Source organism: Pseudomonas sp. PDM15 (genome assembly GCF_014851565.1).
GTDB lineage: Bacteria > Pseudomonadota > Gammaproteobacteria > Pseudomonadales > Pseudomonadaceae > Aquipseudomonas.
Map to the genome: position 1 here is coordinate 520107 of NZ_JACVAA010000002.1, position 18043 is coordinate 538149.

Consider the following 18043-nt stretch of genomic DNA (forward strand, 5'->3'; position numbering starts at 1 on the left):
ATCAGTCCTTGAACGGCTAACCGCGGTTACCAGCGGAAGCGCATGAGATTGGCCGGCGCCGGAGCGGGTGCAGCCTGCGGATCGCTGCTGGCATCCAGCGGCGCGGTATCGGCCGGCACTTCCTGCAGGCCAGCCAGGCCCAACTGGGCGCGCAGCTGTTCGGCGCTGGCGTTGACCTGCCAGACCATCTGATCACCCTTGATCCGCACCAGGCGCGCGGCAAAGGGTTCGAGCAGACGCTCCAGCTCGGCGTAGCGACCCAGGTCGGCGCCCTGGATTTCCAAGGTCAGGGCGCTGGCGGCGCCCGGCTTGACCAGGAAACGAGGGGCCAGACGCTCGCTCACGGCCAGCAGCACGGCATCGGCCAGCGCCTTCTGGTCAGCGCCCTGGGCCCTGCCCTGCTCACGGGCGTCGCCCAGCCACAGGCGCCACTCGGCCTGCCACTGGCCACCCTCTTCACGGGCCTGCACGGCCAGCAAGGCATCGGCGCCGTAGCGCTCGGAGGCCGGTTGCAGCGCGTCCGGCTGACTGGCGGCGAGGTTTTCCGGAGTAGCGACCAGCTGTTCCTCTAGATCGGCCAGCGGCAGGCGCAGCGGCAAGCCGCGATGCTGGGCGGCCTGTTGCAGCGGCGCGGCCGCTTCCTGGCCATCGCCAACCAGGCTGACACCTTCGGCGCCGCTGTTCAGCCACCAGGCCAGAATGGCCGGGCGATTGGCGCCCCACAGCGCCAGGCCAGCCTGGCGCAGCTTGTTCTCGGTGGTCAGCGGGTCGAAGTCCACCACCAGGGTCTCGCCCTCGTAGACGTATTGGCTAACCAGCTGTTGCGGGTCCTGGCGCACTCCTTCCAGCGCCGGGCTCTGCACCGCCTTGGCGTCGCCGGTCAGGCGCAGCACCAGGGTCTCCAGGGCGCGATTGAGGGCGGCCGTGCGTTCCTCCGGTTGCTGGCTGGTGACCGGCTCGCGCACCTGGTAGAGGCCGCTGACCGTCTCGGCCAGGGCCGGCAGGCTGAGCAGCGAGAGGCAAAGTGCAAACAGGCGGGCGGACAGGCGCATCGATAGGGTCTCGGTTGGGGAGGATGTGCCCGGGCGGCACACGAAGGGCTATACCTTAAACAGCCGCCTGTCCCCCGGCAACCGTCGCGCCAGGTGGCCGCTGGCGGGCAAGCCTGATAAAATCGCGCGCCTTCGCGGACCGGCCCGCGCCAATGCCGGTCGCCCACAGCATTCCCCCTTCTAAAGGCCTGAACCCATGAGCAAGCAACCCTCCATCAGCTATAAGGATGCAGGTGTCGACATCGACGCCGGCGAAGCCCTGGTCGAGCGCATCAAAGGCGTGGCCAAGCGCACCGCGCGTCCGGAAGTCATGGGTGGCCTGGGTGGTTTCGGCGCCCTTTGCGAAATTCCCGCCGGCTACAAGCAACCGGTACTGGTGTCCGGCACCGACGGCGTCGGCACCAAGCTGCGCCTGGCGCTGAACCTGAACAAGCACGACAGCATCGGCCAGGATCTGGTCGCCATGTGCGTCAACGATCTGGTCGTCTGCGGCGCCGAGCCGCTGTTCTTCCTCGACTACTACGCTACCGGCAAGCTGAATGTCGACGTGGCCGCCACCGTGGTCACCGGCATCGGCGCCGGCTGCGAACTGGCCGGCTGCTCCCTGGTCGGTGGTGAAACCGCCGAAATGCCGGGCATGTACGAAGGCGAAGACTACGACCTGGCCGGCTTCTGCGTCGGCGTGGTGGAGAAGGCCGAGATCATCGACGGCTCGAAAGTGGTCACCGGCGACGCACTGATCGCCCTGCCCTCCTCCGGCCCGCACTCCAACGGCTACTCGCTGATCCGCAAAATTCTTGAAGTCAGTGGCACCGATATCGAAGCCACCGAGCTGAACGGTAGCAAGCTGGCCGACCTGCTGATGGCGCCGACCCGCATCTACGTCAAGCCGCTGCTGAAACTGATCAAGGACACCGGCGCGGTCAAGGCCATGGCCCACATCACCGGCGGCGGCCTGCTCGACAACATCCCGCGCGTGCTGCCGCAAGGCGCCCAGGCGGTGATCGACGTGGCCAGCTGGAGCCGCCCGGCCGTGTTCGACTTCTTGCAGGAAAAAGGCAACGTCGACGAGCACGAGATGCATCGCGTGCTGAACTGCGGCGTCGGCATGGTCATCTGCGTCGCCCAGGATCAGGTCGAGGCCACCCTGGCCAGCCTGCGCGCCTCGGGTGAAACCCCGTGGGTGATCGGCCAGATCGCCCAGGCCGCCGAAGGTGCCGAGCTGGTCGTGCTGAACAACCTGAAAGCCCACTAATGGCCGACTGCAATGTCGTGGTGCTGATCTCGGGGTCCGGCAGCAACCTGCAGGCCCTGATCGACAGCATCGCCAATGACGGCAATCCGGCGCGCATCGCCGCGGTGATTTCCAACCGCGCCGATGCCTACGGCCTGGAACGGGCCAAGCAGGCCGGCATCGCCACCCGTGTGCTGGACCACAAGCAGTTCGACGGCCGCGAGGCCTTCGACGCCGCGCTGGTCGAGGCCATCGATGGCTTCGACCCGCAGCTGGTGATACTGGCCGGCTTTATGCGCATCCTCACGCCCGGGTTCGTCAACCACTACACCGGTCGTTTACTGAACATCCATCCCTCGCTGCTGCCCAAGTACAAGGGCCTGCACACCCACCAGCGTGCGCTGGAGGCCGGTGACAGCGAGCATGGCTGCAGCGTGCACTTCGTCACCGAGGAACTCGATGGCGGGCCTCTGGTCGTACAGGCGGTGGTGCCGGTAGAGTCTGGCGATACGCCGGAAAGCCTGGCCCAGCGCGTGCATTCCCAGGAGCACCACATCTATCCTCTGGCGATGCGCTGGTTCGCCGAAGGCCGCCTGCAACTGGGCGCCAGCGGCGCTCAACTGGACGGCAAGGACCTGCCGGCCACCGGACACCTGATCCGCACATAGGAGATTCCATGCCCCGCGTTCTGCTGATGCTGCTCGCCCTCCTGGCCCTGCCGGTGCAGGCCGCCCTGGAGCTCAAGCCCTTCTCCGCCAGCTACACCGCCGACTGGAAGCAGGTGCCGATCAGCGGCACCGCCAGCCGCAGCCTGGAGGCGCTGGACAACGGCCGCTGGGAGTTGAACTTTGAGGCCTCGATGCTGGTGGCCAGTCTCAACGAGACCAGCACCTTCCGCATGGAGAACGACGCCTTCCTGCCGCTGACCTATCGCTTCGACCGCAGCGGCCTGGGCAAGGCCAAGCAGATCGAGCTGGACTTCGACTGGACCGAGAAGCAGGTGCTGGGCAACGACCGGGGCGACCCGGTGCGTTTCCCGCTCAATCGCGGCATCCAGGACAAGTCGACCTACCAGCTGGTGCTGCAACACGACGTGGCTGATGGCAAGCAGAGCATGAGCTACCAGGTGATCGATGGCGACGAGGTCGAGACCTACGACTTCCGCGTGCTCGGCGAGGAACGCGTGCGCACCAAGGCCGGCCTGATCGACGCGATCAAGGTCGAGCGCGTGCGCGATCCTACCCAAAGCAGCCGCAAGACCGTGCTGTGGTTCGCCAAGGACTGGAACTACCTGCTGGTGCGCCTGCACCAGGTGGAGAAGGACGGCAAGGAATACCAGATCATGCTCAAGGACGGCCAGGTCGACGGCCGTACCGTCGAGGGCATCGCCGAGTAATACTCGCGCACACGAAGAAAGCCGGGCACTGCCCGGCTTTTTTCTGCCCGGCGATCAACCTAGCCTGTACCCATCACCCCAGGGGGAAAGCACCATGAGCGACTACCAGCCGATTTCCTGCAGCCTCTACGATCATCTCGAAGTGGCCTGCCTGCAGCATTACCGCCTAGCCATCGAGCTGCGCGACGGCACCCGCCTCGAGGCCGAGGCCCTCACCACCGAGACCGATGCGCAGAAGCAGGAATTCCTCGTGGTGCGCGACGCTCAGGGCCTGCACCGGCTGCGTCTGGATCACCTGCTGGCGATCACGCCACTGACTGCCAACGCCCGCTTCGGACGAGTCGAACTGGGCCCGCGCTGCTGAATCAGCCCTGCCCCGCCGCCATCACTTGGTTGCGACCCGCCTTCTTCGCCGCATACAGCGCGTTGTCGGCGCAGAGGATCAGGCTCTCGCTGTCGCGCCCATCGTCCGGATACAGGGCATAGCCGGCGGAGAAGCTGAAGTGGCGTTGCGGCGCCACGTCCAGCGGCGCCAGTTCGCTGAATTCCTGGCGCAACTGTTCCACGCGCTGAGCCAACGCCGCCTGGTTGATGCGCGGCAATACTAGGAGAAACTCCTCGCCGCCCCAGCGACAGAGAATGTCGCCAGCCCGGGCATGGCCGCGCAGCAGGTCGGCCAAGGCCAGCAGTACCTGATCGCCGGCCGAGTGACCGTAGGTGTCGTTGACCAGCTTGAAGTAGTCGGCGTCGATCAGCACCAGCCCCACGCCATAGCCTTCGCGTTCGGCGCGGGCGATCTCCAGCGGCAGGCTGGCGTAGAGATAGCGGCGGTTGTACAGGTTGGTCAGCGGGTCGCGCTCGGCGGCGAAGCGCAACTGATCCTGCAGTTGCTGGTTCTCGCGCAGACGCTCGGTCAGCGCCAGATTGCTCAGGCGCAACGAACGACTCAGGCGATAGAAGCGCCGTGCCACCCAGGCCACCAGCAACAGGCCGGCGAGGATTACCAAGCTGGCCCAGTTGAGCATGCGACTGCCCAGCGGCTGCGGCACCTGGTAGATCAGGCCGTCGACGCTCGCCCCCGGCGGCAGCATGCCCAGCTCCTGGTACACCTCGGCGATGCTCTGCCAGCGTCCCTGATGCTGGTAGCCCATCTCGATCAGGTCGGGAAATACCAGACGGCGCATCTGCTCGGCCTCGAAACGCAGCTTGCCCTCGCTCAGCTCGGGGGCGTAGCGCTGGCGAATCAGCGCAATGCTGCCCTCGACATCGGCAAACGCCTCGCGCCAGCCACGCAGGCTAGCGGCGCGGAAGGCCTCGACCAGCGCCGGATCGCCGCGCAGCAGACGTTGGCTGACGAACAGCGCGTCGCCGTAGAAGTCGATGCCCGCCGCCCGCGGCGTCATCTCGATATAGTCGAAGCCCTGCTGCTGCAGCACATAGGCCTCGTCGGTGGAGTAGCCGGAAATCACGTCGACCCGCCCCTCCAGCAGGGCCTGCAGCTGGTTGTCCATGGGCGGCACGCGGACCAGGCTGTCGCGGGCGATGCCTTCGTGCTGCAGGTAGGCGAAGGGTTCGGCCTCTGCGTCATGCAGCACAACGCGCTTGCCCGGCAGGTCATGCACGCTGCCGATGCCGGCGGCGCGGCGGGCGAACAGCACGGCCGGGGAATGCTGGAAGATCACCGCCAGGCTCACCAGCGGCCGGCCCTGCGCATGGGCCAGGACCAGCTCCGAGCCGGCGATGCCGAAGTCGGCGCGCTCGGCCTGCACCTCCTCCATGGCATCGACGCTCGGGCGCCAGGGCAGGATGCGCAGATCGATGCCGGCCTCGCGGTAGTAGCCACGCTCCAGCGCCAGGTAATAGCCGGCGAACTGGAACTGGTGGCGCCACTTCAGCTGCAGACTGACCGGACGCAGCTCCTCGGCCTGAACCGGCAAAACCAGCGCCAGGCAGATCAGCCAGAGGCCGCTCAGGAGGCCGCCGAAACGGCCGCGGCGCGATGCGGGATGAACAAGGGACAAGGAGGCGTAACCTCGCGCGAGATCGCTTCTGTAGGTCTAGCAGAAGCGCAGCGGGAATGAAAAACGCCGCATTCCGGCGGAAGGCGGCGTCTGTTTCAGGCGTGGCGAACAATCACCACATCAGGTCGTCCGGCACCTGGTAGGCGGCGTACGGGTCGTCGGCGTCCGGCGCCTCGGTCTGGGTGTTGAGCAACAGCACGCGGGCCGGGTCGCGTTCCTGGATCTTCAGCGCCGCTTCGCGCGGGATCACCTCGTAGGCGCCGCCGAGGCGGACGATGGCCAGCGAGCCGCGGCTGAGCTTGTCGCGCATCAGGGCGTTGACCGAAAGACGCTTGACCTTCTTGTCGTCGACGAAGTTGTAGTAGTCCTCGGTGGTCAGCTTGGGCAGGCGACTGGTCTCGATCAGCTGCTTGATCTGCGCGGCGATGGCCTTCTGCTCGGCCTTCTCCTGCTGCTGACGATTCAGCTCCTGGTCCTTGGCAGCCTTCTCGGCCTTGGCCTGCAACGCGGCCTGCTTCTGCGAGTCGTCCACCTCGACCTGGTTCTTCTTCTCGAGGCGTTGCTGCTTCTGCTTCTGCTTGCCGGCCTGCTTGGCCTGCTTTTCATTGACCAGGCCGGCTTTGAGCAGCTGGTCGCGGAGGGAAAGACTCATATTCGATCTCGACAGTCAGCAGCTGGGCTGCAGTTTTTCCAGTTTCTTGGCTTCGCCCCACAGGGCATCCAGCTCTTCCAGGCTGCAATTCTCGATGGGGCGACCGGCGTCGCGCAATGCCTGTTCGATGTAGTGGAAGCGCCGCTCGAACTTGTTGTTGGCCGCACGCAGGGCCGTTTCCGGATCGACCTTGAGGTGCCGCGCCAGATTGACTGCAACGAACAGCAGATCGCCGACCTCTTCGGCGATGGCCTCAGCGTCGTTTTCGCTCATGGCCTCCAGCACTTCGTCCAGCTCCTCGCGCAGCTTGTCCACCACCGGCAGCGCCTCGGGCCAGTCGAAACCGACCTGGGCCGCACGCTTCTGCAGCTTGGCCGCACGGCTCAGGGCCGGCAACGCCTGGGGCACATCGTCGAGCAGCGACAGCTGCTGCGGAACGGCGGCCTTCTCGGCGCGCTCCTCGGCCTTGATCTCTTCCCAGCGCTGCTTGATCGCCGCCTCTTCCAGGCGGGCCATGTCCGGCGCGCCGTACAGGTCGCCATCGGGGAACACATGGGGATGGCGGCGGATCAGCTTGCGGGTAATGCCATCGACCACCTGGGCGAACTCGAAGCGCCCCTCCTCCCTCGCCAGCTGGCTGTAGTAGACGACCTGGAACAGCAGGTCGCCGAGCTCGCCGGGCAGGTGGTCGAAGTCGCCGCGCTCGATGGCGTCGGCCACCTCATAGGCCTCCTCGATGGTGTGCGGGACTATGGTCGCGTAGCTCTGCTTGAGGTCCCAGGGGCAACCGTGCTGCGGGTCGCGCAGGCGGGCCATCAGGTGCAGCAGGTCGTCGAGTTGGTACATGGGTTTACCTGGTTCTCGCGGGGTTCACCCGCCCTACTTAACAGGGTGTTGAGCGTCGCGAGCGAAGGGCTGGCTAGGCAGCCTCCCACTCACGACAGAGGCTGCCTTCGCTACGATCACAACGCCAGACCGAGCGCAGCAGCTCAACCGCCGCTGCGATTGCGCCGCGCCTCGATGATATTCGGCAGCTGGCTGATCCGCGCCAGCAGCCGGGCCAGGGCATCCAGGCCAGGAATCTCGATGGTCAGCAGCATGGAGGCGGTGTTGTCCTCCTTGTTCGAGCGGGTGTTCACCGCCAGCACATTGATGCGGTCGTTGAGCAGCACCTGGGTCACGTCACGCAGCAGGCCCGAGCGGTCGTAGGCGCGGATGACGATATCCACCGGATAGGTCTGTACCGGCACCGGACCCCAGCTGACCTGGATGATCCGCTCCGGCTCGCGCCCGGCCAGCTGCAGCACCGAGGCGCAGTCCTGGCGATGGATGCTGACGCCACGACCGACAGTGATGTAGCCGACGATCGGATCGCCCGGCAGCGGCTGGCAGCAGCCGGCCATCTGCGTCAGTAGGTTGCCGACGCCCTCGATCTGGATGTCGCCGCGGCGGCCGGGACGTGGCGAAGTCGCGCGCCGCGGGATCAGTTCCAGCTGCTCGTTGCCACGTTCAGGCTCCACCTGCTGCTGGGCCAGGTTGACCGCGTGGGCCAGGCGCAGATCGCCGGCGCCGAGGGCAGCGTACATGTCCTCGACCGTCTTCAGATTGCACTTCTCGGCCAGCTTGGCGAAGTCCACGGCCGGCAGCGCCAGGCGCGACAGGTCGCGCTCGAGCATGACCTTGCCGGCAGCGACGTTCTGCTCGCGGTCCTGCAGCTTGAACCAGTGGACGATCTTCGCCCGCGCCCGCGAGGTGGTGATGTAGCCCAGGTTGGGGTTGAGCCAGTCGCGGCTCGGCGCGCCCTGCTTGGAGGTGATGATCTCCACCTGCTCGCCGGTCTGCAGGCTGTAGGTCAGCGGCACGATGCGCCCGTTGACCTTGGAGCCACGACAGTTGTGGCCGATCTGGGTGTGCACGCGGTAGGCGAAGTCCAGCGGCGTGGCGCCCTTGGGCAGGTCGATGGCGTGGCCGTCCGGGGTGAACACATAGACCCGGTCCGGCTCGATATCCACACGCAGCTGCTCGGCCAGGCCGCCGATGTCGCCCAGCTCCTCGTGCCACTCGAGCACCTGCCGCAGCCAGGAGATCTTCTCCTCGTAATGGTCGGAGTTGCCCTTGACGTCGGTGCCCTTGTACTTCCAGTGCGCGCAGACGCCCAGCTCGGCTTCCTCGTGCATGGTCTGGGTGCGGATCTGCACTTCCAGCACCTTGCCGTCCGGGCCGATCACCGCCGTGTGCAGGGAGCGGTAGCCGTTCTCCTTGGGGTTGGCGATGTAGTCGTCGAATTCCTTGGGGATGTGCCGCCACAGGCTGTGCACGATGCCCAGCGCGGTGTAGCAGTCGCGCACCTCCGGCACCAGCACGCGCACGGCGCGCACGTCGTAGATCTGGCTGAACTGCAGACCCTTGCGCTGCATCTTCCGCCAGATCGAATAGATGTGCTTGGCGCGGCCGCTGATGTCCGGCTTGATGCCGGTGGCGGTCAGTTCGTCGCGCAGCTGCTGCATCACCTCGGCGATGTACTGCTCGCGGTCGAGGCGGCGCTCGTGCAGCAGCTTGGCGATCTGCTTGTACTGCTCGGGCTCCAGGTAGCGGAAGGAGATGTCCTCCAGCTCCCACTTGATATGGCCGATGCCCAGGCGATGGGCCAGCGGCGCATAGATGTCGAACACCTCGCGGGCCACGCGCAGGCGCTTCTCGTCATCGGCATGCTTGACCGCGCGGATAGCGCAGGTGCGCTCGGCCAGCTTGATCAGGGCCACGCGCACGTCGTCGACCATGGCCACCAGCATCTTGCGCAGGTTTTCCACCTGGGCCTGGGAGCCGAGCACCAGGGAGTCGCGCGGGTTGAGCGAGGCGCTGATGGCGGCCATGCGCAGCACGCCTTCGATCAGCTTGGCCACCACCGGGCCGAACTTGTCCTGCACCGCCTTGAGGCTGACCTTGCCCTCGCGCACGGCGCGGTAGATCACGGCGGCCACCAGGCTGTCCTGGTCCAGCTTGAGGTCGGCGAGGATCTCGGCGATCTCCAGGCCGGTCTGGAAGCTGGAGTTGCCTTCCGCCCACAGGTTCTGCGCGGCGTTGGCCTGCTGCTCCACCTCGCGGGCGAACTCGCAGGCCGCCTTCAGTGCCGCGCGGTCCAGCGCCGGGTCGACGCTCAGCGTATGGTCCAGCCAGGCCTCGAGGTTGATGCTGCCGTCGAGGTTGATCGGCTGGTGTGCTCTCACCTGTACCATCTTCTGCCTTCCCTACGGCGGGTCGCAGCCCACCGGATTATCGCCGGCCTTCTGTGAGCCGGTCGGATTGCGCCGGCATCCTAGCCAGCCTCGAATAACGCCATCGCCTCCACATGCGCCGTCTGCGGGAACATGTCGAGAATCCCGGCCCGCTTCAGCCGGAAGCCCTGCTTGACCAGTTCGGCGGTGTCGCGCGCCAGGGTCGCAGGGTTGCACGAAACATATACCAGGCGCCGCGCGCCCAGTTCGCCGATCTGCTTGACCACCTCGAAGGCGCCGTCGCGCGGCGGGTCCAGCAGGATCGCATCGAAGCCCGCGGCGGCCCAGGGTGCCCCGGCCAGCGGGTTCGACAGGTCGGCCTGGAAAAAGTGCAGATTGCCCAGGCCGTTGGCCACGGCATTGGCCCGCGCCCGCTCGACCATGGCCTGCACACCCTCCACCGCCACCACCTCGCGCACCTTCTGCGCCAGCGGCAGGGCGAAGTTGCCCAGGCCGCAGAACAGATCCAGTACGCGCTCGCCAGTCTGCGGCGCCAACCAGTCTAGCGCCTGTTCGACCATGGCCTGATTGACCGCACCGTTGACCTGGACGAAATCGCCCGGGCGGTACTGCAGTTCCAGGTTCCAGGGCTCCAGGCGGTAGCCCAGGGTTTGCCCAGATTGGTCTGCCTCGGGCTCGCCGGCACCGTGCAGCCACAGCTGCGCCTCGTGCTCGGCACAGAACTCGCGCAGGCGCTGCAGATCGGCTTCGCCCAGCGGCGCCGTGTGGCGCAGCAGCACGGCCGACTGAGTGCCGTGGAACAGCTCGACGTGCCCCAGAGCTTGCGGCTTGTCCAGGCTACGCAACAGCTGCGGCAAAGCACGCATGATCGGCTGCAAGGGCTGTACCAGCACCGGGCAGTCGGCGATGGCGACGATGTCCTGGCTGGCGGCGGCGCGGAAACCGACGTCCAGGCGCTTGGCCTTGACGTCCCAGCGCACGGCGATGCGCGCGCGGCGGCGGTAGGCGAATTCGGGGCCGGTCAGCGGTGCCACCCACTCATCCGGCTGCACGCCAGCGAGACGCTGCAGCTGTTCGGCCAGGGTGCGCTGTTTCAGGGCGAGCTGCTCGGCATGGGGAAAGTGCTGCAGGGTGCAGCCGCCACAGCTGCCGGCGTGGGCGCAGGGCGCTTCGCGGCGCAGTTCCACGGCGCGCAGCACGCGTTCGGTGCGCGCCTCCACCACCTGGCTGCGGGCGTTGAGTACGCGAGCTTCCACTTCCTCGCCCGGCAGGCCGCCGGCGACGAACCAGCTGCGGCCGTCGACGAAGGCGATGCCGCGGCCGTCATTGGCCAGGCGCTCGATCAGCAGCTTCTGCTTCTTGCCTACCGGCACCTGCGCCTTGCGCTCGCCACCGGCGGGCTGGAAGCGCAGCGATCTGTGCTTGCTCATGGTCAGCGGTTGAACAGGCCGGACGACAGGTAGCGGTCGCCACGGTCGCAGATGATCGCCACCATCACGGCGTTCTCCACTTCCTGGGCCAGCTTGAGCATGGCCGCCACCGCGCCGCCGGAGGAAACGCCGCAGAAGATGCCCTCCTCGCGCGCCATGCGCCGCATCATATCCTCGGCCTCGGCCTGGGTGATGTCCAACACGCGGTCCACCCGGCTGGCGTCGTAGATGCTCGGCAGGTATTCCTGTGGCCAGCGGCGGATGCCGGGGATGGCCGAGCCGTCCTGCGGCTGCAGGCCGATGATCTCGATGGCCGGGTTCTGCTCCTTGAGGTAGCGCGAGGTGCCCATGATGGTGCCGGTGGTGCCCATGGAGCTGATGAAATGGGTGATGCCGCCGCCGGTCTGCTGCCAGATCTCCGGGCCGGTGCCGCGGTAGTGGGCCTCCGGATTGTCGCCGTTGGCGAACTGGTCGAGCACCTTGCCCTTGCCCTCGGCCTGCATGGCCAGGGCCAGGTCGCGCGCCACTTCCATGTTGTCCACCAGGATCAGCTCGGCACCGTAGGCGGTCATGGCCGCCTTGCGTTCGTCGGTGGAGTTGTCCGGCATGATCAGGACCATCTGGTAACCCTTGATCGCCGCTGCCATCGCCAGGGCGATGCCGGTGTTGCCGCTGGTGGCCTCGATCAGGATGTCGCCGGGCTGGATGTCGCCGCGCTGCTCTGCGCGGGTGATCATCGACAGCGCCGGGCGGTCCTTCACCGAACCGGCCGGGTTGTTGCCTTCCAGCTTCACCAGCAGGGTATTGGAGGTGTTGCCGGGCAGGCGTTGCAGGCGGACCAGCGGAGTGTTGCCGATGCAGTCGGCGATGGTGGGAAACTGCAGGGTCATGGCGAGACGGCTATCCGTTCACGAAACAGGTGCGCCATGATACCGGCAAACCGCCGCCGGCCATATCGGCATGACCGGCCGAGATCACGCCGCTGCTCCGCGCCGCTGTCCGCTCATCGGCTCAGCCGCTAAACTCGCGAAACATCGGATCGCTGGAGAACCCCGTGTTCAAGGACCTCGGCATCAAGGGCCGCGTGCTGCTGCTCACCCTACTGCCCACCAGCCTGCTGGCCCTGGTACTGGGTGGCTACTTCACCTGGATGCAGCTGGCCGACCTGCGCAGCCAGCTGCAGCAGCGTGGCGAAACGGCGGTGCAGCACCTTGCGCCCCTGGCCGCCCAGGCCCTGGCCCGGGGCGATGCGGCGCAGCTGGAACGCCTGGCCGAGGAGGCGCTGAACCAGCAGGACGTGCGCGCCGTTAGCTTCCTCTCCGCCGAGCGGCAGAGCCTGGCCCAGGCCGGGCCGGACATGCTCAACCCACCGCCACAGGCGACGGTCGAACCGCTGGCCACCAGCAGCAGCCAGGACGCCACGCGCTTCCTGATGCCGGTATTCGGCCGCCATCAGAGCCTCGCCGGCCCCGCCGAGGCGGACAGCGCCGACCGACTGCTGGGCTGGGTCGAGCTGGAGCTGTCGCACCACCGCACCCTGCTGCAGGGCTATCGCAGCCTGTTCGCCAGCCTGCTGCTGATCGTCGCCGGCCTCACCGTCACCGCCCTGCTCGCCCTGCGCATGAGCCGGGCGATCAACGATCCGCTGCGCACCATCAAGCAGGGCGTGATCCAGCTCAAGGACGGCCAGCTGGAGACCCGCCTGCCGCCGCTGGGCAACCATGAGATGGACGAACTGGCCGCCGGTATCAACCGCATGGCCGAGTCGCTGCAGAACGCCCAGGAGGAGTTGCAGCACAGCATCGACCAGGCCACCGAGGACGTGCGGCAGAACCTGGAGACCATCGAGATCCAGAACATCGAGCTGGACCTGGCGCGCAAGGAGGCCCTGGAGGCCAGCCGCATCAAGTCCGAGTTCCTGGCCAACATGAGCCACGAGATCCGCACCCCGCTCAACGGCATCCTCGGCTTCACCGGCCTGCTGCAGAAGAGCGACCTGACCCCGCGCCAGCAGGACTACCTGGGCACCATCGAAAAGTCCGCCGAGAGCCTGCTGGGGATCATCAACGAGGTGCTCGACTTCTCCAAGATCGAGGCCGGCAAGCTGGTGCTGGAAAACATCCCGTTCAACCTGCGCGATCTGATCCAGGACTGCCTGACCATCCTCGCGCCGTCCGCCCACCAGAAGCAGCTGGAGCTGGTCAGCCTGATCTACCGTGACACCCCGCTGTCGCTGCAAGGCGACCCGCAGCGCCTCAAGCAGGTGCTGACCAACCTGGTGAGCAACGCGATCAAGTTCACCCGCGAAGGCACCATCGCCGTGCGCGCCATGGTCGAGGACGAGAGCGACGACCGCGCCCAGCTACGCATCAGCGTGCAGGACACCGGCGTCGGCCTCTCCGACGAGGACCTGCGCGCCCTGTTCCAGGCCTTCAGCCAGGCCGACAACTCGCTGAGCCGCCAGGCCGGCGGCACCGGCCTCGGCCTGGTGATTTCCAAGCGCCTGATCGAACAGATGGGCGGCGAGATCGGCGTCGACAGCAACCCCGGCACCGGCTCGGAATTCTGGATCAGCCTGACCCTGCCCAAGGCCCGCGACGACGGCGACGACCTGCCGCGCGCGCCGCTGCAGGGCCGCCGCGTGGCCATGCTGGAAAACCACGAACTGACCCGCCAGGCCCTGCTGCACCAGCTGGAAGACTGCAGCCTGCAGGTACTGGAATTCACCAGCCTCGACCAGCTGCTGGAGCAGGTGACCCGCCAGCGCGAGGCCGGCCAACCGATCGACCTAGCGGTGCTCGGCGTTAGTATCCAGGAACTGCCGCCGGAACAGCTCGGCCAGCGCCTGTGGGACCTCGACCGCCTCGGCTGCAAGGCCCTGGTGCTGTGCCCTACCACCGAACAGTCGCTGTACCACGAGGCGCTGCCGGAGACCCATCTGCAGCTGCAGGCCAAGCCGGCCTGCACGCGCAAGCTGCTGCGCGCCCTGAGCGAGCTGATCAGCCCGCGCCAGATTAAAGCCGAGACCAGCGCGCCGCTGACCAGCCGCCCGCCGCGCCTGCTGTGTGTCGACGACAACCCGGCCAATCTGCTGCTGGTGCAGACCCTGCTCGACGACATGGGCGCCGACGTTACCGCCGTGGACAGTGGTTACGCCGCCGTGCAGGCCGTGCAGCAACAGGCCTTCGACCTGGTGTTCATGGACGTGCAGATGCCCGGCATGGACGGTCGCCAGGCCACCGAGGCGATCCGCCAGTGGGAACAGGAGCGCGAACGCAGCCCGCTGCCCATCGTCGCCCTCACCGCCCACGCCCTGGCCAACGAGAAACGCGCGCTGCTGCAAGGCGGCATGGACGACTACCTGACCAAGCCGATCAACGAGCGCCAGCTGGCCCAGGTAGTGCTCAAGTGGACCGGCCTGGCCCTGCGCAACCATCCGCAGCCGGCCGCGTCCAGCGCTCCGGCAATCAGCGCCAGCCTGCGCGTGCTCGACGCCGAGGAAGGCCTGCGTCTGGCCGCTGGCAAGGCCGACCTGGCCAGCGACATGCTCAGCATGCTGCTGGCCGGCCTGCCCGCCGACCGTCAGGCCATTCGCCAGGCCCGCGACAGTGGCGAGCGCAATGCGCTGATCGAGCGGGTCCATCGTCTGCACGGCGCCACCCGCTACTGCGGCGTGCCGCAGCTGCGCGCCGCCTGCCAGCGCAGCGAGACCCTGCTCAAGCAGGACGATCCGAACGCGCAGAACGCCCTGGATGAACTGGACGCGGCCATCGCCCGGCTGGCCGAGGAGGCCGCGATCAGCGCCTGAGGAGCCTCGATGAAGATCATCCTGTTCAGCAGCAAGCCCTACGACCAGGCCAGCTTCGCGGCCTGCACGCTGCCGGCCGGCTGGCGGCTGCAGTTCCAAGACAGCCTGCTGACGCCGGACACCGCGGCCCTGGCCGAAGGCTGCGAGGTAGTCTGCGCCTTTATCAACGACGACCTGTCCGCGCCGGTGCTGGAGCGCCTGGCCGCCGGCGGTACGCGCCTGATCGCCCTGCGCTCAGCCGGCTACAACCATGTCGATCTGGCCGCCGCCGAGCGCCTGGGCCTGGTCGTGGTGAGGGTGCCGGCCTATTCGCCGCATGCGGTGGCTGAGCACGCGGTGGCGCTGATCCTGGCGCTCAACCGGCGCATCCACCGGGCCTTCAACCGCACCCGCGAAGGTGACTTCAGCCTGCATGGCCTGACCGGTTTCGACCTGCACGGCAAGACGGTGGGGGTGATAGGTGCCGGCAAGATCGGCCAGGCCTTCGCCGGCATCATGGCCGGCTTCGGCTGCAGGGTACTGGTCTACGACCCCTACCCGGTGGCCGAGCTGGCCCGCTTCGGCGGCCATCAGGTGACCCTCAACCATCTGATCGGCGAGAGCGACATCATCAGCCTGCACTGCCCGCTGACCGAGACCAGCCGGCACCTGATCGACAATGCGCGGCTGGCGCAGATGAAGCGCGGCGCCATGCTTATCAACACCGGTCGCGGTGCGCTGGTCGATACGCCCGCGCTGATCGGCGCACTGAAGAGCGGCCAGCTCGGCTACCTGGGCCTGGACGTCTATGAAGAAGAGGCCGAGCTGTTCTTCGAGGATCGCTCCGACCAGCCACTGCAGGACGATGTGCTGGCGCGCCTGCTGACCTTCCCCAATGTGATCGTCACCGCGCACCAGGCCTTCCTGACCCACGAAGCCCTGGCCGCCATCGCCGGCACCACCCTGGAGAATATCGCCGCCTGGGCCGCCGGCGCAGCGGTCAACCGGGTGACATCTGCCGCGTGATAGCATCCCGCCCAGCTCAGGAGGCTTCATGACCACCCACGATTTCCGCTACACGCTGCTCAACCCGCAACACACCCTCACCGAGTGCCGCGCCCTGGCACCGGGCCGCTACCAGGTCACCGGCAACGGCGGCGCCATCCAGGCCGGCGACACTCTGCTGGTGACCCTCAAGGGCAGCAAGGAGTTGTCCATGAGCCTGGCCGTGGAAAAGGTCCGCCACCTGATCAACCCGCCCGGCCAGTGGCTGGCGGTGGCCAGCGGCCCGGCCTTCCGCGAACTGGCGATCCACAACTGGCAGGTGGATTGCGATGGCTGCGCCAAGCGCATCGACCTGGAATTCGCCGTCGACGCCTCGCTCGGCACCAAAGCCCAGCAGCCCGCCGCAGAGGCACGCCTGCTCGAACTGGGCTGGGCCAGCCGCGGCGGCAAACACTTCTGCCCCGCCTGCACGGAGAAAAGCGCATGAAACACGCCCTGGCTCCCGCTCTGCTCGCCGCCGCCCTGAGCGGCTGCGCCAGCGACCCGGTACAGCTGGAAAGCGACAAGACCTACCAGGTGGAATGGATCGGCGAGCGCCCGCTGGTCGAGCGCAGCCACCTGACCATCACCCTGGGCGAAGACGGCCGCGCCTACGGCAACGCAGGTTGCAACCACTGGTTTGCCAGCTACAGCCGCGATGGCGACAAGCTGAACTTCGGCCAGGCCGGCGCCACCCGCAAGATGTGCGCCCCGGAGCTGATGGAGCAGGAGCAGCGCTTCCTCGAGGCCCTGGGCCGGGTGCAGCGCTGGGATGTTTCGGGCACCGACCAGCTGCGCCTGTGGCCGGCCGAGGGCAAGCCGATTCGCCTGTCTCCGGAAGAAGGCTGAGCAGCCCTTCTCGGTGTGTCACCGCTGTAGCCCGGATGCAATCCGGGACACCCGGCAACTTCGCCCCGGATTACATCCGGGCTACTCCGCGACATCCCCTCTCCCGTTTACGGAAGAGGGCTAGGGAGAGGGTCGGCCAACTCCCTCTCCCCCGACCTCTCTCCCACAAGCGGGAGAGGTGAGCCGCCTACTCGAACAACTCCAGCTGTTCGTGCCGACCACGCAGATCCAGCAGGCGCACACCTACCCCGAGCAGACGCACAGGTTTGTTGCCGCGGGCGAAGGCCGCGCTCATCAACAGCTGATAGCTGTCCAGGTCGCGGCGTGCGCCGGCCTGCTCCAAGGTGGTCTGACTGAAGTCGTGGAACTTGATCTTCACGAACGGCTTGTCCGGCCGGTAGCTGGCGTCCAGACGCGCCATGCGCATATCGAGCTGCTGCAACAGCTCCGGCAGCTGCTTGAGGCAGGCCGCCAGGTCCGGCAGGTCCTGGTCGAAGGTGTTCTCCACGCTCACCGACTGACGCCGGCTATCCACCTGCACCACGCGCTCGTCGATGCCGCGCGCCAGGTTCCACAGGCGCTCGCCGAAACTGCCGAACTCGCGCGCCAGGGCCAGCTTGCTCCACTCGCGCAGGTCCAGACAGCTAATGATGCCCAGCCGCTCCATCTTGCTCGCCGTGACCTTGCCCACCCCGTGCAGCTTGCTGACTGGCAGCGCGGCGACGAATTCCTCGATCTGATCCGGGGTGATCACGAACAGCCCGTTGGGCTTGCGCCAGTCGCTGGCGATCTTGGCCAGGAACTTGTTCGGCGCCACACCGGCCGACACGGTGATATGCAGCTCCTGGGACACCCGCCGGCGAATGTCCTGGGCGATGCGCGTGGCGCTGCCCTCGAAATGCGGGCTGTCGGAGACGTCCAGGTAGGCCTCGTCCAACGACAGCGGCTCGATGATTTCGGTGTAGTCGCGGAAGATCGCGTGGATTTCCCGCGACACAGCCTTGTAGGCGTCCATGCGCGGGCGCACCACTTGCAGGTCCGGGCACAGCTTGAGCGCCTGGCCCATGGGCATGGCCGAGCGCACGCCCCAGGCCCGCGCCTCGTAGTTGCAGGTCGCGACCACCCCGCGCCGATCCGCCGCCCCGCCCACCGCCAGCGGCCTGCCGGCCAGGCGCGGATCGTCGCGCATCTCGATGGCGGCGTAGAAACAGTCGCAGTCGATGTGGATGATCTTGCGCACGCCAAGCCCCGTACGGCCTGCCCTGGGACCCGAAGTCTACCATTCGTCCCGCGCTAAGCATCTGAGAAAAAACAGCTTTTTCTAAATCAGTGGTTGACACAA

Annotated in this window: 16 protein-coding genes; 8 read left to right on the forward strand and 8 right to left on the reverse strand. The window is 67.1% G+C overall.

Translation table 11 applies throughout. The features are described from left to right. Positions 1–26: 26 nt before the first annotated feature. Positions 27–1052 carry a DUF2066 domain-containing protein gene (locus IB232_RS06520; protein ID WP_192397713.1) on the reverse strand — a complete coding sequence of 342 codons (1026 nt, stop codon included), beginning with the start codon at positions 1050–1052 and terminating at the stop codon, positions 27–29. A gap of 196 nt (positions 1053–1248) precedes the next feature. Here IB232_RS06520 and purM point away from each other — a divergent pair, with 196 nt between their 5' ends. The 4 genes from purM (at position 1249) to IB232_RS06540 (ending at position 4046) form a co-directional block, all read left to right on the forward strand. Then, positions 1249–2307, forward strand: coding sequence for a phosphoribosylformylglycinamidine cyclo-ligase (gene purM / locus IB232_RS06525; protein WP_192397714.1), 1059 nt, complete (start codon positions 1249–1251; stop codon positions 2305–2307). After that, positions 2307–2954, forward strand: a complete 648-nt coding sequence (gene purN / locus IB232_RS06530) for a phosphoribosylglycinamide formyltransferase (RefSeq protein WP_192397715.1) — start codon at positions 2307–2309, stop codon at positions 2952–2954. The genes purM and purN overlap by 1 nt, the downstream gene beginning before the upstream one ends. 8 nt (positions 2955–2962) lie before the next feature. Further along, positions 2963–3682 (forward strand): DUF3108 domain-containing protein, encoded by a 720-nt coding sequence (locus IB232_RS06535; RefSeq protein WP_192397716.1) that lies wholly within the window; start codon positions 2963–2965, stop codon positions 3680–3682. A 94-nt stretch (positions 3683–3776) separates the two neighbouring features. Then, positions 3777–4046, forward strand: a complete 270-nt coding sequence (locus tag IB232_RS06540; protein ID WP_192397717.1) for a Rho-binding antiterminator — start codon at positions 3777–3779, stop codon at positions 4044–4046. Between the two features lies 1 nt (position 4047). On the opposite strand, the gene IB232_RS06545 is transcribed toward IB232_RS06540, so the two are convergent. The 6 genes from IB232_RS06545 to cysM all read right to left on the reverse strand — a co-directional run bounded on the left by IB232_RS06545 (position 4048) and on the right by cysM (position 11911). Next, on the reverse strand, positions 4048–5703 hold the full coding sequence (locus IB232_RS06545; RefSeq protein WP_192397718.1) for a GGDEF domain-containing protein: 1656 nt from the start codon (positions 5701–5703) through the stop codon (positions 4048–4050). A gap of 112 nt (positions 5704–5815) precedes the next feature. Further along, positions 5816–6355, reverse strand: a complete 540-nt coding sequence (locus tag IB232_RS06550; RefSeq protein ID WP_192397719.1) for a DUF2058 domain-containing protein — start codon at positions 6353–6355, stop codon at positions 5816–5818. A 15-nt stretch (positions 6356–6370) separates the two neighbouring features. After that, positions 6371–7201, reverse strand: a complete 831-nt coding sequence (mazG, locus tag IB232_RS06555) for a nucleoside triphosphate pyrophosphohydrolase (RefSeq protein WP_192397720.1) — start codon at positions 7199–7201, stop codon at positions 6371–6373. A 143-nt stretch (positions 7202–7344) separates the two neighbouring features. Continuing rightward, positions 7345–9591, reverse strand: a complete 2247-nt coding sequence (gene relA / locus IB232_RS06560; protein ID WP_192397721.1) for a GTP diphosphokinase — start codon at positions 9589–9591, stop codon at positions 7345–7347. A gap of 80 nt (positions 9592–9671) precedes the next feature. Then, entirely contained in the window at positions 9672–11021 is a 1350-nt protein-coding gene (gene rlmD / locus IB232_RS06565) for a 23S rRNA (uracil(1939)-C(5))-methyltransferase RlmD (RefSeq protein ID WP_192397722.1), read from the reverse strand. 2 nt (positions 11022–11023) lie between these two features. Continuing rightward, on the reverse strand, positions 11024–11911 hold the full coding sequence (gene cysM, locus IB232_RS06570; protein WP_192397723.1) for a cysteine synthase CysM: 888 nt from the start codon (positions 11909–11911) through the stop codon (positions 11024–11026). Between the two features lie 164 nt (positions 11912–12075). Between cysM and IB232_RS06575 the strand changes: the two genes are divergently transcribed. The 4 genes from IB232_RS06575 to IB232_RS06590 are packed head-to-tail and all read left to right on the forward strand — an operon-like array spanning position 12076 to position 16701. Further along, the gene (locus IB232_RS06575) at positions 12076–14829 is read left to right on the forward strand and encodes a response regulator (RefSeq protein WP_192397724.1); all 2754 of its coding nucleotides are present in this window, start codon (positions 12076–12078) and stop codon (positions 14827–14829) included. 9 nt (positions 14830–14838) lie between these two features. After that, on the forward strand, positions 14839–15834 hold the full coding sequence (locus IB232_RS06580) for a 2-hydroxyacid dehydrogenase (RefSeq protein WP_192397725.1): 996 nt from the start codon (positions 14839–14841) through the stop codon (positions 15832–15834). A 28-nt stretch (positions 15835–15862) separates the two neighbouring features. Further along, positions 15863–16300, forward strand: a complete 438-nt coding sequence (locus IB232_RS06585) for a hypothetical protein (protein WP_192397726.1) — start codon at positions 15863–15865, stop codon at positions 16298–16300. Beyond that, complete coding sequence (locus IB232_RS06590; protein WP_192397727.1) at positions 16297–16701, forward strand: META domain-containing protein; 405 nt, start codon at positions 16297–16299, stop codon at positions 16699–16701. Before IB232_RS06585 ends, IB232_RS06590 begins: the two co-directional genes overlap by 4 nt. Positions 16702–16888: 187 nt before the next feature. On the opposite strand, the gene dinB is transcribed toward IB232_RS06590, so the two are convergent. After that, positions 16889–17941, reverse strand: a complete 1053-nt coding sequence (gene dinB, locus IB232_RS06595; protein ID WP_192397728.1) for a DNA polymerase IV — start codon at positions 17939–17941, stop codon at positions 16889–16891. Positions 17942–18043: the final 102 nt, after the last annotated feature.